Origin of the sequence: Bacillus sp. GZB (assembly GCF_001975995.1) — a bacterium.
In the GTDB taxonomy this organism is placed as follows: domain Bacteria; phylum Bacillota; class Bacilli; order Bacillales; family Bacillaceae; genus Bacillus; species Bacillus velezensis.
The window spans coordinates 635,477-652,535 of record NZ_MTQG01000010.1; the positions used below are offsets into that span (position 1 = coordinate 635,477).

A 17,059-nucleotide genomic window follows, 5' to 3' on the forward strand; every position below is an offset into this window, starting at 1 on the left:
GGTGGAGGCCAATGGTTCATTTGAATAAACAGAATGCGGATATCGCGATAATCGGGGTTGCTTGCAGATTCCCCGATGCAGATCATTATCATGAATTCTGGGAAAACATAAATAGCGGCAAAGATTCCATCCGGGAAGTGCCGATTGAACGGTGGGATCCCGAACTTTATTATTCAGCTGATATCAGTATACCGAACAAAACAATCAGCAAGTGGGGAGGTTTTATTCATAAAGCTGACCATTTCGACCATAAGTTTTTTAATATCTCTCCCCGGGAAGCGAAAAACATGGATCCTGAGCAAAGAATCCTTTTAGAAGAAACTTGGCGGTGCATCGAAGATTCCGGGGTTTCTTTACAGGATCTCCAGCGTAAAACCACTTCTGTTTTTGCGGGTATTATGAATTCTGACTACCGGCAGACAGGTCATGCTGAATCGGAAATCGACAGTTATGCCTGTTTAGGAAGTTTCGAAGCTATGCTTTCCAACCGGCTTTCATACACATTCGGTTTGACCGGAAAAAGCATGTCTGTAAATGCCGCTTGTGCATCGTCGCTTGTTGCTTTACATGAAGCGGTTAAGTCATTGCGGACAAAAGAAAGCGATTATGCAATCGCATCGGGAGTAAACTTGAATTTCCAACCCGGAAAATATATTTCTTTTTCTAAAGCCAGAATGCTGAGTCCTGACGGCAAATGTAAAACTTTTGACGCAGCGGCGAATGGGTACGTTCCCGGAGAAGGGGCAGGCGTTGTATTGCTGCAGCGCCTTGGTGATGCAGTAAAAGCCGGTCACCATATATACGGGATCATAAAAGGGACAGCTGTTAATCATGGCGGTAAAACCCGTTCCATAACCGCTCCCAGAGCAGAAGCGCAGTGCCGGGTCATCTCAGAAGCTTTATACAACGCTGCTGTCGATGCTGCGACGGTTTCTTATGTAGAAGCACATGGCACAGGTACATCTCTGGGCGATCCGATAGAAATAGAAGCATTGACAAAAGCGTATCGGCAATATACTGAGGATACTCAATATTGCAGGATCGGAAGTGTGAAAACAAATATCGGTCATACAGAAGCAGCAGCTGGAATGGCCGGATTGATAAAAGTTCTAATGATGATGAAACACCGGAGGGTGCCGAAAAGCCTGAATGTACATACGGTAAATCCAATTATACAGTTTGAAAAAACACCGTTTAGGCCGGCGCTTGATTCAAGTGATTGGAAGGCGGCAGACGGGGCTCCGCTCAGGGCGGGAATCAGCTCCTTCGGTTTTGGGGGTGTTAACTCTCACGTCATCATCGAAGAATTTATACATACAAAAGACGAATCTGACAGAAAAGGAAGGGTACCCTTCCTTTTTTCCGCTAAAAGTGAAGAAAGCATGAAACAAATGATACATCATTGGAGAACCTTTGCTGACGATTCTGAGGAATTTTGCAAAATATCAAATGAAGTGATCAGCAGCACCCTTTTAACGGGGAGGACATCGTTTGATTACAGGGCTGGTTTATTGGCAGGCAGCAAGGAGGAATTTAAAAATCAGCTTAAAGAGGGATTAAGTTTTCGGAGGAAACAAGATTCTGAATGGGCGCTTGCCATCGGTGACTTCAAATGGGAAAGTTATAAACAATTTGCCGTTTTGAAACGGGTATTCCCTGATTTAGAAAAGAACGTAAGGTCGGTGCTGAAAGATATACCAACATTGCACAGTTCATTTAAAAGAAAATGGACACCTGAGAAAATCCGCTTGTATTCTTTAGTTATCAATACGGAAATCATAAAAAGTATCCTGGCATCCGGTTTTAAGCCAAGCCTCATTACAGGCGCCGGAGACGGATATTACGTCGCTCTTGCAGCAGCGGATATCATCAAAATTGAAAAGGCCATTTCTGTAATCACAGGCGCTGAAAAACCTTCGCACATATCCTGTAAGCCGCCGTCCATTCCATTTGTCAATCCGTACACTTCAAAAACGTACCCGCCGGTTCGATTAAATGAAGATTATGTAAGGATGCTGCTGAACGGTCTGAGCTTCCCGGCTGATTTTACAGACCGCCTGTACGGGAAAACACGGCTGCTTCTTGAGCACCAATATACGTTTAAAGGGTTTTTAGAAGAGTGGGATAAAGCGGGGAAGACTCAGGAAATCGAGATTTTATCTTATATTGTGAATCGCACGGCGGATAAAAGAAATGCATTGCCGGCTGATGAGGAAGCGGCGATCATGGCTATCCTTGCCTCTATGAGAAGACTGTATAAGAGATGGGATTTAACAGATTATGATGGATTCTTTAATAATGATTATGTTCTGGAAATATTAAATTTACTTGATGAAGGAATCTTGTCTAAAGAACTTTTTCTGAGCATGTTATTGAAAAAGCAAGACGGAATTAAACAGGCTGTTGCTTGTATTAATGAGCAGCCGGCAGGTTTTTATGATAAAACTCGTTTTCCGTTGATGACAGAATACAATCAAATGGATGCCGTGTCTCAGGAGATAGCTGATCATATGCCGCTTCACACGGAAGAAAAGGGAACGGAGCCGGATGTGGATGTTTCTGATTTTTCAGTTTTTCAATTCGGATCGCTCCCTCCATCAGCAAAACTAAACAAAGCGGCTGCTTTTGAAGCGGACAAACCAGCTGATGAGGCTCTTTATCATTCATTTATGCAAATGTGGCTTTCAGGAGAAGAGATTGAATGGGCGAAACTAGGTGACTATCATAAAAGAAAAGCCCCGCTTCCGCCTTATCCGTTTGAGCGCTCTCAATTTTCTTTAAACCCTCAGCAGGTAAAATCAGACGCGGCTTTTTCAGAAAAGAAGAATCAGGCACTTTATACGCCGGTATGGAAAGAAACCGCACTTGAGAATGAAGCGGACAGCGGACAAGCCTGTACTATTTTGTTGTTCTCCGGTAACAAAGACTATTTTGAAGAGCTGAAAAAAAGAGAGAATACGTCCGCATATCTTATTATGCCCGGTGAGCGTTTAGAGCAGATAAGCGACAGTGTTTTCACGATCAACAGGCAGCGTCCCGATGATTATCAAAGTGTCATTCGTCTGTTAAAAGAAAAAGGCGCAGCGCCTGATGCAATTTTGCATACGTGGTCTGAAAAACGGCCTGAACTGGAAGAAACACTCGAATCAGGAATTTATTCCGTGTTTTATCTGACTAAGGCTTTAATCAGCGAGAACCTTATAAACAAAGTAACGTTCATTTATACATTCAGCGCAGATCAAAAAGAAAAATTGCCGTATTTTGAAGGTGTGAACGGTTTTTTAAAATCGGTAAAACAAGAATATCCGCAGCTGCATTGTAAGACGGTTTGCTTTGAACATGATTCTGCAGCCGTTTCATTTTCAGAGAAGGCTGCCATTCTTCATAAAGAAATAAACACAGCGCCTGATCGGCATCTTTATATCAAGTACAGAGGCTGCGTAAGATATGCACGGATGTTAGAAAAGCAGCGAGAAACAAACGGAAAGGCCATTCAATACCCTGAAAAAGATAAAGTGTATTTAATTACAGGGGGATTTGGGGGGATTGGCAGTAAAGTCGCTGAATATTGCGCGAAAACTGAAAGATCCACCATTATTCTATCGGGGCGATCTGCTTTAAACGGAGATAAGCAGAAACATTTAGAATACCTGAACAGCTTTAAAGCAAAGGTTTATTATATACAGGCGAATATATCCGATAAAGAAGCGGTAAAAAAAATGATTGACGGTATTACCGATCAGCATGCAGTTCTTCATGGCGTCATTCATTGTGCAGGAGTTATCAGAGACTCGCTGCTTTTTCGAAAAACAAAGCAGGAACTTTCAGAGGTGATTGCTCCAAAAGTTCATGGCGCATTGAATCTTGATCATGCAACGAAGTCGCTGGAATTGGATTTTTTCGCCGTTTTTTCTTCAGTCGTCTCTATTGCAGGGAACGAAGGCCAGTGTGATTATGCATATGCAAACGGCTTTTTAGATCATTTTGCCGAATATCGGGAACAGAAACGGCAAAATTCTCTGCGCAGCGGCCGCACGCTGACAATCAATTGGCCTTTATGGCAAGACATCGGAATGGGGGCGAACCTGTCAGGTCAAGGGCGAACGTCTCTTTTTCATGGTTCCGGGCTCGAAGAACTTCCTGCTGAAGACGGAACGCAATGGTTTTCGCGGATTGTGACTTCGGGTCAGCTGCATAATATTGCAGTCTGCGGTGATCATGAGCGCTTTGAACAATTTATGCGGCAGCGATTTTTGACGGACGAAACAGAGACAGGCAGGGCCATTCCTTTGGCTCAAGGCGATATTTTGGATCAGACAGTTTTGTTTTTAACCAATATCATCTCCTCTGAGGTCGGTGCAGAACGGGAAGAGATCGATCAAGATGTGCATCTGGCTGAATATGGAATGGATTCGGTTATGATTCATCAATGCAACACAAAGCTGGAGCAGTCACTGGGAGCAATTTCGAAAACGCTTTTATTTGAATTTCATACAATCAGAGATTTAGCAGATCATCTTGTAAAGGAATATCCGGATCGGCTGGGGCGTTTATTTTCACGGGAGGAAGAAGGAAAACAGATTCAGAGCATTACCCCCGCCAGGCCGGAACAAAACATCACTGCACCTGCGGCGGAGGAAAAAGAACATCTTGACGGGATAGCGGTAATCGGTATCAGCGGCCGTTATCCCGGGGCTGAAAATATCGAAGAATTGTGGGAGCTTCTATCAAAAGAGAGAACCGCAATCACAGAAATTCCGAAAGAACGATGGAATTATGAGACCTACTATGATCCAGACCCCGCTAAAGCGCATGAGGGGAAAATTTATTGCAAATGGGGCGGATTTTTAAAGAATGCTGAATCATTTGATTCTTTGTTTTTCCAAATATCGCCGAGAGAAGCAGAAGCGATGGATCCTCAGGAACGAATATTTCTTGAAACCGTGTGGAAAGCATTTGAAGATTCGGGATATACCATTGAAGGGTTGAGAAAGCAGACCGAAAAACATGTCGGTGTATTTGCGGGAGTGACAACCAATTCCTACAAGCTGCTCGGCGAAAGAATACCGACGGATAAAAATGATGTACTTCCAAATTCGTTCCCATGGTCTCTCGCGAACAGAGTGTCTTACACATTTGACTTTACGGGTCCCAGTGTCCCTGTAGATACGGCTTGCTCTTCATCCTTAACGGCAATTCACATGGCTTGCCAAAGTTTAACAAAGGGTGAGTGCTCGGTTGCGGTTGCGGGAGGAGTAAATTTGTATCTTCATCCTTCTGACTATTTATACCGATGTCAGATGGGGATGCTTTCAAAATCGGGAAAATGCAGAAGTTTTGGAGAAGGCGGCGACGGTTTCGTACCCGGGGAAGGTGTCGGGGCCGTTATTCTTAAACCGCTTAAAGATGCCGTACGTGATAATGATACTGTGTACGCCGTCATTAAAGGAACGGCAATTAATCACGGCGGAAAGACGAATGGCTATACGGTGCCTAATCCTGCCGCACAGGCGGATTTAATTCAAGGAGCTCTTAAAGCGGCCGGTTGGAGCGCCAGAAGTGTCAGCTTTATTGAAGCCCACGGCACGGGAACGCCGCTGGGTGACCCGATTGAAGTCCGAGGCCTGACCAAGGCGTTTAGAGCTTATACCGAAGATGTTTCATATTGCTCTCTCGGATCGATTAAATCTAACATCGGTCATCTCGAAGCGGCTGCGGGTATTGCCGGCCTGACAAAGATTATCTTACAAATGAAGTATAAAAAAATAGCCGCAACACTGCATGCTGAACGGGTGCATCCGGATCTTTATCTGGAAGAGACACCTTTTTGTCTTCAGCAGGAAACCGCCGACTGGATAAAACCCGCGAATGAAAAACATTCTGACAGCAAATATCCGCGGCGCGCGGGATTAAGTTCTTTCGGAGCGGGCGGGGCAAATGCTCATATCCTTGTGGAAGAGTATGAGTCTGCTGCTGACTGTCATACGGATTGTGAGGAAAGTGAGGAACTTATCGTACTCTCAGCCAAGCATTCACTGAGTTTACGGGAATCGGCAAAACAGCTGGAGGAATATCTTCAAAAGGCCCGTCATAAGCAGGACGAGTTTTTGCAGCAAGCGGGAACAAACAAGCCGCTTCACCTTTCTGATATTGCGTATACCCTTCTTGAAGGGCGTGAAGCCATGCCGGAAAGGCTTGCTGTCATTTCAAATAATATCGATGATCTGATGTTGAAATTAAATCACTTTTATAATGGAATTGACGATCACGAAATATTTAGAGGGAAAAAACCGAATCATAAACGCAGACAGCAGCAATCGGATCTTCCGCTCAAATCCGGCAGAACCACATTAGCCGAAATGGCTGAATTCTGGGTATCAGGAGGCAATTTAAGCTGGGAAGATTTCCGCACCGGCAGAAAACCGGCGAAAATTGCGCTGCCGACTTACCCTTTCTTAAAAAACAGACTGTGGGTGTCAAATAAGGCGCAAACAAAATCAGCAGCCGGTACAGCTCCTTTATTTGATTTTTCTGCAGGTGAGTGCCGATTTTATAAAACGCTTTCTGATTCTGAATATTATTTAAAAGATCATGTTGTGCATGGGAATATGGTTCTGCCCGGAGCGGCAATCATCGAAGCGGCCAGAGAAGCGGGAGAGAGGCTGTACGGAAAATCAGTCATAAAACTGAGTCAGGTTGTATGGCCGGTTCCAATAACCGTTGAAAAAGAAAAGACGATAATGATAGATCTGCTGCCGAATCAAAAAGACGGCAGATTTGTGGTGAAAACCGATCTGCAACCTGAAGCGGCAGTTCATTGCCAAGGAAACATTATCACATGCGGAGATAAAGATGCCTCTCATACAGAGCATTTTCAATTGGACAGCTGGTTAACCGGACAGAAAAGATTAATCAGCGGCGCTGAGTGTTATAGGACCTTCCGGCAGAGCGGTTTGGACTATGGAGCCAGTTTTCAGGTAATAAAACAGCTGTTTATCCATGAAAATGCTGTTCTTGCACGAATATCACTTCCTGAGAGCATTCATAAAAAATCCGGCACGCTGCTGGAACCGTGTTTATTGGATGGCATTTTTCAATCCACAACCGGGTTTATGTCCGGTCAAGAAGGGGATCACACCGCATATTTGCCTTTTGAATTAGGTGAGCTGGAGATTCTTCACGCACCTTCGGCAAACGGCTATGCTTACATTACAGCTGCCGATGAAAGACAACATGATGATGTCAAAAGGTTTCATATACTATTTATGGATGAAAACGGATCTGTAAGTCTTAAAATAAAAAACTTAGCGTTGAAGGCATTAAAGGCTGCACCGCAGACTCAAGATGAGCGGCATTCAGTTAAATATTACACTGATATGTGGAAGCGGGCCCCTCTGCTTCATCAGCCTGAAGCCGGCGGTTTAAACAGCTGCCTTGTGATTTCACTCCGTCGGGATATATCAGAACCGCTGATCCGCCAGGCATATAAAGATATCGGCTTGAACATGATCTTTGTCCGCCATGGCGGCAGTTTTCAAGAAAAAGAAGCTGATTCCTTTGAATTGAACAGCGTCAATCTTGAAGGCTATCAGAAATTGCTGGCGATTCTTAAAGAAAGACAAGTGACAATTGACCGCGTCATTTTAATCGGGATGAGCCCTGAAACGGGAATTGAGCATAACATTCGTGAAAAGCTGGAAGAGGCTGTTTTGCCGGTTTTCAATGTAACGAAAGCTCTGCTAGCAACAATCCCAAGACATAAAATCCTGATATCACATGTATTTTTCACAAGGGAAAATCAAATCTTACCTTATCAAATGGCAATCAGCGGCTTTTTTAGGTCGCTTCATTTAGAACATCCTATGTTGTCTGGTAAAAATATTGAAATACACAGCGACGAAATTCAGTTGCAGCTGAACACCGGTCTGCCTGAATTAAAAAACCTTGTGAAAGAAACAATCATCAGCGATGATACTTCAGAAATCAGATACAGAGATGGAATCAGGCAGGTAAAGCACTCTGCAGAAATTGAAAGTGCCGAGCCCCCCAAAAAGATGGAAGTAAAAGAAGGGGGAGTTTACCTCATTACAGGAGGAACAGGCGGTCTGGGACTGATTTTCGCCAGACATCTTGTGCGAAAAGGGAGAATAAAACTTGTCCTTATCGGCAGGTCAGAGCTTTCTGAGGAAGCCATAAGCAATGTAAAAGAGCTCGAAAAAAACGGATCAGAAGTTTTTTATGTAAGAACCGATATTTCTGATAAGGAAAATGTCAATAACCTGATAAAACTCGTCAAAAACAAATTAGGTCCTGTTAAAGGAATTATTCACAGCGCCGGTGTGATAAAAGATTCATTACTCATCAATAAGCGTGAAGAGGATCTCGATTCAGTCTTGGCCAGCAAGGTTTACGGAACGATATGGCTTGACCGGTATACAGACAGAGAACCTCTGGACTTTTTTGTTATGTTTTCATCTATCAGCGCAATAATCGGGAATGCCGGACAAACTGATTATGCTTATGCAAACCGGTTTATGGATTATTTTGCGGAAATGAGAGCGGCGGAAAATAAACCTGGAAAAACAGTCTCGATTAATTGGCCTTTATGGAAAGAAGGCGGCATGCAAATTGATATTCATTCAGAGAAGTTCCTTTATGATCGTTTCGGAATGCTGCCTCTGGAAAAACGGGAAGGCCTTGCAGCATTTGATCAAGCAATGACAGGGTGTGAACATCAAATAATGGTATTTAGCGGTAATGAATTAAAGCTGGAACGAATGATAACGATTGACAGCGGAAAAAGTGACCCGGCAATCGCCGTCGAAAATCAAGAACCGAAAGAGCTGTCAATAACTGAATCTTTAAAAAGCACTTTGACGCGCATCATCACCGGCGTATTAAAAATTGAAGAACGGGAATTTGATTTTGAACTGCCGATAAGTGAATACGGATTTGATTCAATTATGTTTACAATGCTGGGCAACGAATTAAACGAAACATTAGGAATATCAATGATGCCGTCAGATTTTTTCGGTCTTACTGATTTTAATGAACTTCTTGAGTTTTTAAAGAGTGAGTATTCCGAAGAGCTTCATCTCTGCGGTTCTTTTTCTTCAGATGAATCTGCGGCGAAAGACAGGAGAGAAAATCTGATTGAGGGCATCGCAAAGATGATGTCAAGTATTTTAAAGATTGACAGAAAGGAAATAGAAGAAGAGACTTCATTCGGCGAGTACGGATTTGATTCTATTACGTTTACCAGACTCGGAAATGAAATCAATCAACAATATGGTACGGAATTATTGCCGTCCATTTTCTTTGAATGCAATTCACTGGCTGAACTGACTGATTATGTAATCGAGCAATACGGAGAAATCCTTTTTGCTGAGACAGAATCTTTTTCTGCAGCTGACGAAAAAACATTGTACAGCACGCCTCCGCCGGAATCCTATGAACATTCCCCTGAGCCTGAAAACAAAACTAGGCAAGAGGAAAGACATATGAATGAGCCGGTTGCAATAGTGGGAATAAGCGGCCGTTTCCCCCAAACAGATACGCTGGAAGACTTTTGGGAAGGAATTGAAAAAGGGCGGGATATGATTACAGACATTCCTGAAGACCGTTGGGACTGGAAAGAGTTTGACGGCGATCCGATCAGGGACGTCAATAGAACAAAAATAAAAAAAGGCGGATTTATCAAAGGCGCGGACAGTTTTGATCCGTTGTTTTTCGGGATTTCTCCCGCCGAAGCAGAATTAATGGATCCCCAGCAAAGAATTTTTATGGAGACTGTATGGAAAACAATAGAAGATGCGGGCTATAAGCCGTCTGATTTGGCAGGGACGAAAACCGCGGTGTTTGCAGGGGTCGCCACAACGGATTATGCTGAACGTCTGAATGAAAATGGCGTCTCTGTTCAGGCGCAGACCGCAACCGGTTTAAATCATTGTATATTGGCAAATCGTATTTCTTACCAGCTGAATCTGACGGGTCCGAGCGAACCGATTGACACTGCCTGTTCAAGTTCGTTAGTTGCGCTCCATCGTGCGGCTGAGGGGATTCAAAGAGGCGATTTTGAAATGGCGATTGCAGGCGGTGTGCATATTATGACAAGCCCTACTCTGTTTATAGCTTTTGATAAAGCAGGTATGCTTTCCAAAGACGGAAAGTGCAAAACGTTTGATAAAAGCGCTGACGGCTATGTAAGGAGTGAAGGGGCGGCTGCAGTATTGCTTAAGCCGCTCAGCAAAGCACAGGCAGACGGTGATCATATATATGGTTTGATTAAAGGGTCAGCTGTAAATCACGGCGGTCGCGCCAATTCTTTGACAGCTCCGAATCCGAACGCACAGGCGGACTTATTAACCGAAGCTTGGCGGAAGGCGGGGGTCAGCCCTGCCACTGCGGGATATATAGAAGCGCATGGCACAGGGACAAGTCTTGGCGATCCGATTGAAGTAAACAGCATCATAAAGGCATTTAAAACGTTATATCAAGAATGGGACATTCCTTTTGCGAAACAGAAATGCTGCGGAATCGGGTCTGTGAAAACAAACATCGGCCATCTCGAAACCGCTGCCGGAATAGCCGGAGTGGTGAAAGTGTTACTGGCTTTTAAATATCGCAAACTTCCGGGACTCGCCCATTTTTCAGAACTCAATCCATACATCAAACTGGAAAATACGCCATTTTATATCACAGAAACCGCTCAAAAGTGGCATCCGATAAAAGATGAAGAGAACAACGATCTGCCGAGGAGAGCAGGTGTCAGCTCATTCGGATTCGGCGGTGTGAACGCACATATTGTTTTAGAGGAATATAGGGAACCTCAAAAAGAAGTGCCGGAAAACAACGGTAACACACATATTTTTGTTTTATCTGCGAAAACCAAAGATCAATTACTTGAGTATATCCGGCTTATGCTTCAGTACTTGGATCGCGTGATTGCCGGTGAAATGACCGTGAATGCCAGTGACATGGAATTTACATTGCAAAACGGCCGGGAAGCAATGAACGAAAGAATTGCCGTATGTGCAGCGAGTCTGACTGAGCTGAGAGATAAATACGTCAGCTTTCTTGATGACAGCAAGGTGCAAAAAGGCGTATTTATAAGCGAAAACACTGAAGAGCGCACAGCTGTTTCTGAATATATGATTAAGGAGGCTCTTCAAAGCGGAAAAGAGGAGCTGCTCGCACAATGGTGGGCCAATGGAGCCGAGTTTGAATGGAAGACAATCGGCAATAAGAAATTGAATAGAGTGCCGCTGCCGACTTATCCGTTTGCAAAAGAGAGTTATTGGTTTACTCCGAAAAAGAACAAAAGCGAGGTTAATAGCAAAAGTCTTCACCCATTAATCAGCGAGAATGTCTCAACATTAAAGAAACAAGCATTTAAAACTGTTATTTCAGGAACTGAATTTTTCGTCACTGATCATCTTGTTTCAGGAGACTATGTGCTGCCAGGAGCCGCTTCGCTTGAAATGGCTCTCGTTTGTGCGGAAATAAGCGGAGAAAGTAAAGTATATAAAATAAAAGACGTGATGTGGAACAGACCTATATTATATAAAGGAAAAACGCTGCACATTTATACCGACTTGGACATGAAACAAGATAAGTTGAACGTAACGATATGTAAAGAGGGTCCGGATGGCGTGCAGCAAATCTGCACACGAAGTGAAACAGTATTCGGAGACATAAACAGCAATCCTGAGTATGTCGATATTGATAAGTTCAAACGCAGCAGTGGGCCGGTCATAAGCCGGGAAGAGTGTTATCACCGCTTCAGTCGTATGGGCCTGACATATCATAGCAGTTTTCAAACGTTGAAAGCCGTATACCGCAGTGATATGGAGTTAATGGCAGAATTGGAGCTTCCGGCTCATTTAGCGAACGGGTTTTCACATTTTACACTCCATCCTTCATTAATTGACGGCGGTTTTCAAGCGGCGGCATTTTTGTTAAGAGATAATGAGAAAGAGGGCTTATTTGTTCCATATTCACTTAGAGAGCTTCACATTAAGAGGGCGCTTACTGCCCGATGCCATGTTTCGGTGAGAGAAACCGGTTTTTATACGTATAACATTGATTTTATTAACGAGAGCGGCGAAATAGCCGTGAGCATGAAAGACTTTTCTGTCAGAAAAGTGACCGGGGGAGAATTAACCGCAGGACGTAAAAATGAAGATCAGGAAATTCTCTTCTTATTAGAACAATTGAAAAACGGTGAACTTTCTGCTGACCAAGTTTATCAGCTGCTGGAGGGAAAATAGTGCAGATCAAACAAATACTTTCCTTAATTGAAGAACAGCAAATGTCTCCTGATGCAGGACTGGAGCTAATTCGCACTTACAGAAAAGAACAAATGGAAAAAAAGGCGGAGCAAGCTCCGTCCCCAACCATTTTTTTAAAGAACGATTGGGTAAGGACAAATAAGATAGATATGCCGAATCAGCAGGCACCGGGGAATATGCTGATTTTTGATCAGGATAACCGTCTTTTTCAGCATGCCGAGATGATGAATGGAGATCATAACCGTGTCATTCTCGTAACGCCCGATTCTGATTATAGAATTGAACGGAATAGATGCACAATCAATCCTTCTGATGTAAGTCATGTCGAAATGCTGCTGTCTGATTTGGCTGAAAACGGATTTACACCTGATGTCGTGCTTTATTTATGGAACGGAGAAATCAGAGAATTCACTGAAGAATCCGTTAATGAAACTCTTTGCAGAGGGATAAACTCGCTCTTTTTATTATCAAAAGCTTTAATGCGGAGAAACGAACCTGTTACGTTATTGCATATTTATTGGACAAGGGGTCTGAATCAGCCGTTTCATGAAGCTGTCGGAGGTTTCATGAAAACGGTAAACATGGAAAGCTCCAAGCTTAAAGCGAAAACCATACAGATTCGCCATGAGCATTCTGACATAAATCCTCCGGTTTCCGAGATATGGGATGCTGTAATCAGTGAAATGCAGCGCTTTCAAACGGATGAATGTGAGATTTTAATAGACTCACATACCCGTTTTGTGAAAGGGCTGCAGCATATTGATATTCCGGAACACAATAAAGGATCTGTAACGTATCAAAAAGGCGGCATATATATCATTACCGGAGGAGCCGGAAAACTCGGGCTGCTGTTTGCGGAACACATCGCTAAAGAAAACCAAGCCGTGATTATACTTACAGGCCGTTCTGTTTTAACAGCTGATCAAAAAAAACGGATCAGTAAGCTTAATGAGAGCGGCTCTATTGTTGAATATCAGCGGACGGACATAACAGATCGAACAGAGGCAGAGCGATTCATTTTCGGCGTTAAACAGCGGTACGGCAGCATAAACGGGATCATTCATGCTGCCGGCATCCTTCGTGACTCATTTCTTGTAAATAAAAGTCTCAGTGATTTTACGGACGTACTGAAACCGAAAGTTTACGGAACAATCTGGCTGGATGAGCTGACAAAAGACGAAGATCTTGATTTTTTTGTTCTCTTTTCTTCTTTTTCCGCTTACGGAAATGCCGGCCAAAGTGACTATGCGTACGCAAATCATTTTATGGACAGTTTTGCAATGCTTCGATCTCAGCTCTCCCGAAACGGAAAAACACTATCAATCAATTGGCCGTTATTGAAAGATGGCGGGATGAGTCTCGACAGCAATGGAACCAACCAAATAAAAGAAAAATACGGAATGACGCCGATGCGAACTTCCTCTGTTTTGGAAGCGTTTCTGAAAATGCTGCGGTCTTCATTTACCAGCTTAATGCCTGCAGAAGGAGAGCGGGATAAAATGATAAAAGCGCTTTCGATTCAAAGAAACACAGCTGCAGCAGATCAAGATACACTCACGGCGGAACACGATGAAGAAGAGGAATATGCTGCGAAAGAAAAAGTCAATGACTATTTAATCAAGATCATCAGCGGTGTCTTGAAAATACAAGCTCATAAAATAAATGCGAAAGACTCTTTTGAGAAATTCGGAATCAACTCACTTATGATCATGTCACTTATTTCAAAGCTTGAAGATACTTTCGGGGATCTTCCAAAAACAATCTTTTTTGAATATCAGAACATTGAAGAGCTTTCAAACTTCTTCCTAACATCTTTTAAAGAAAAAGTGCTTAAGGCCGCAGGGGCAGCTCCGGTAACAAGAGTGCCGAAGAAAAGAGAAAATCTTAGTAAAAAACAGCACCGGCAGCAGAGGGTTGCAGCTGCACCGAGCATGGTTCAGCCGGGTGAGGATATTGCCATTATCGGTGTGAGCGGAAGATATCCGAATTCCGATACTCTTGAGGAGTTCTGGGAAAACATTGCCGGAGGGAAAAACTGTATTATTGAAATCCCCGAGGAACGTTGGGATTTCAGATCGATTTACAGTCCCGACAGAATGGAGAAGGGGAAAATCAACAGTAAGTGGGGCGGTTTTATCAGCGGTGTTGATCAATTCGATCCGCTGTTTTTCCATATTTCTCATAAAGAAGCTGAGCTGATGGACCCTCAGGAGCGAATTTTTCTCGAAACCTCCTGGCATACGTTTGAAGATTCAGGATATACAAAAGAGAAGCTTAACGGTATGAAAGCCGGTGTGTTTGTCGGAGCCATGTACGGACAATATCAATTATTCGGCGCAGAAGAAACTGCGCGGGGCAATCCGATTGCGCTCAGTTCCTTCTTTTCATCTATTGCGAACAGGGTTTCATACTTTTTTAATCTCTCCGGCCCGAGCATTGCACTGGATACGATGTGTTCATCATCGCTGACGGCCATTCACTTGGCATGTGAGAGCATTAAAAGAGGGGAAAGTGAAATTGCGCTTGCGGGCGGCGTTAATGTGTCCATACACCCCAGCAAATACCTTTGGCTGAGTCAAGGTAATTTTGTTTCCACCGAAGGATTGTGCAGAAGTTTCGGAGAGGGCGGAGACGGCTATGTCCCAGGAGAAGGTTCGGGAGCCGTCCTGTTGAAACCTCTGGAAAAAGCAATTGCCGATCAGGATCATATATACGGAGTGATTAAAGGAACATCTGTAAATCATGGCGGAAAAACCAATGGATTTACGGTTCCGAATCCGAATGCACAAGCTGAGCTGATTGCTGAAAATTTCAAGAAATCGGGCATCAGTCCGCGATCCGTCAGCTACTTGGAAGCACACGGAACGGGTACTTCGCTCGGAGATCCGATTGAGATCGCAGGATTGACAAAAGCTTTTGAGAAATTTACGGACGATAAACAATTTTGCGCCATAGGTTCAGTGAAGTCTAATATCGGACATTTGGAGTCTGCCGCAGGTATAGCAGCCCTTACAAAAGTTCTTTTACAATTTAAGCACCAGAAATTGGCGCCATCCATTCACTCGGAACAGCTGAACCAAAATATCCGATTTGAAAAGACGCCTTTTTACGTTCAGCAGAAAGAAGAAGAGTGGCGGAAAGAATCAGGCGCCTCCAACAGGAGAGCAGCAATCAGTTCGTTCGGAGCGGGAGGAGCAAATGCCCATGTCATTGTGGAAGAATATCAAAACCATGCGGACACACAAACAATCAGCGGTCCGTTTGCCGCAGTTCTCTCTGCCAAAAATGAAGACAGACTGATAGAATACGCCCGGCGCCTTCTGCAATTCACAGAGCGGGAGACAAAGGCCTCGGCAGCTGATATCGCTTTTACATTGCAGACATGCAGGGAACCGATGGAAGACAGACTTGCTGTTGTAGCTTCCGATTTGCCGGAACTTAAGCAGAAACTGAGAACTTTCTGTACTGAAGGAACAATTGGAGAGGGCGTATACAAAGGCAATGTTACGAAAGATTTTGATAAAGTCTTTATCTTTCATGATCAAAAGGTGAAAGATAAATTCCTCGAGGCGATGATGGAGACAAAGGACTTGAATCTTCTTGCAAAATTATGGTCTTTCGGGGCTGATATTCAATGGAGAGAGTTATATGAAGAATGTACCCCGCAAAAGGTCAAGCTTCCTTTATATCCATTTGCTGAGGAGTCTTACTGGGTGCCTGGAAGCCAAAGTGCAGTATTTCCGGAAATATTGCCGCAGCAGTCTTCACTGCACCCGCTTCTGGATTCGAATGAATCTACTCTGGAACAGCAGTTTTTTAAAACGACATTAAGAGACAAAGAGATTTGGTTAAAAGACCACATTGTAAAAAACAAGAGCATTCTCCCGGCAGCTGCTTTTCTTGAAATGGCATGCGCAGCGGGAACGCGGTCATATCGAAAGAAAAAGGTCACTCGTTTAAAAAACGTGATATTTGCCAGACCGGCCATGCTTTTGCAAGAGAGCCTGACCATTTACACTCACATTTCCGTAAAAGACGGCAGCATATTATTTAACATGTCACCTGACGAGGATGCTGCTGTAAGGACTGGATTTGTGACGGGGGAATTAGATTATGATCATCATTACAGTGATGATGATATAGAGAACATCGACAGACAAGAGATGATAAACAGAAGTGCTTTTGTCCGTGAACAAGATGAATGTTACGAGTATTTTCGGGAAAACGGGTTCCTGTATGGGCGCGCTTTTCAGCCGATTCAACGTTTATGGGGCGGCGGAACGGAAGCGGTTGCACACTTATTGCTGCCAAAAGAAGCCGCATATGCTCTTGAAAATTATACATTGCATCCGTCTTTAATTGATGGGGCTCTGCAATCTTTGTTCGGCATTACGGACGGAAGAGAAGAGGCATCTGTTTATGTTCCTTTTTCAATAGGAGAGATTACGATTCGGAAAAAAGTTTCAGCAGAATGCTGGGCTTATGCGCGTAAAACAGGCCAAAAAGGTCACTCCGAGCTTATTTACGATATTCAGCTGCTTAATGAACACGGAGAGAGACTTGCAGGTTTAAAGGATGTAACCATTCGTAAAAAAGAAACGTTTTCCGCGGAGGCACAGAATCATGCAACAGCGGATTCCAATGGAAAGAACGAGAGAGTAAAAGAGCTCCTCAGACAATTAAAAGCGGGCGAACTGACTGCGGAGGAAGCAGATTATGCGCTGGAGCGTATGCAGGATTAGTTTATCATTTTGCGGCAGTGCCATTTG

Annotated in this window: 2 protein-coding genes; both read left to right on the forward strand. The window is 43.7% G+C overall.

Going from position 1 to position 17,059, the window contains the following annotated elements; translation table 11 throughout:
* The first annotated feature begins 11 nt into the window (after positions 1-11).
* Positions 12-12,269 (forward strand): SDR family NAD(P)-dependent oxidoreductase, encoded by a 12,258-nt coding sequence (locus tag BXO87_RS03620; RefSeq protein WP_038457878.1) that lies wholly within the window; start codon positions 12-14, stop codon positions 12,267-12,269.
* On the forward strand, positions 12,269-17,032 hold the full coding sequence (locus tag BXO87_RS03625) for a type I polyketide synthase (protein WP_038457880.1): 4,764 nt from the start codon (positions 12,269-12,271) through the stop codon (positions 17,030-17,032). Before BXO87_RS03620 ends, BXO87_RS03625 begins: the two co-directional genes overlap by 1 nt.
* Positions 17,033-17,059: the final 27 nt, after the last annotated feature.

Bases quoted from the DNA above. Each gene is read 5' to 3' on its own strand.
- BXO87_RS03620 (WP_038457878.1), top strand. From the start codon at position 12: ATGGTTCATTTGAATAAACAGAATGCGGATATCGCGATAATCGGGGTT.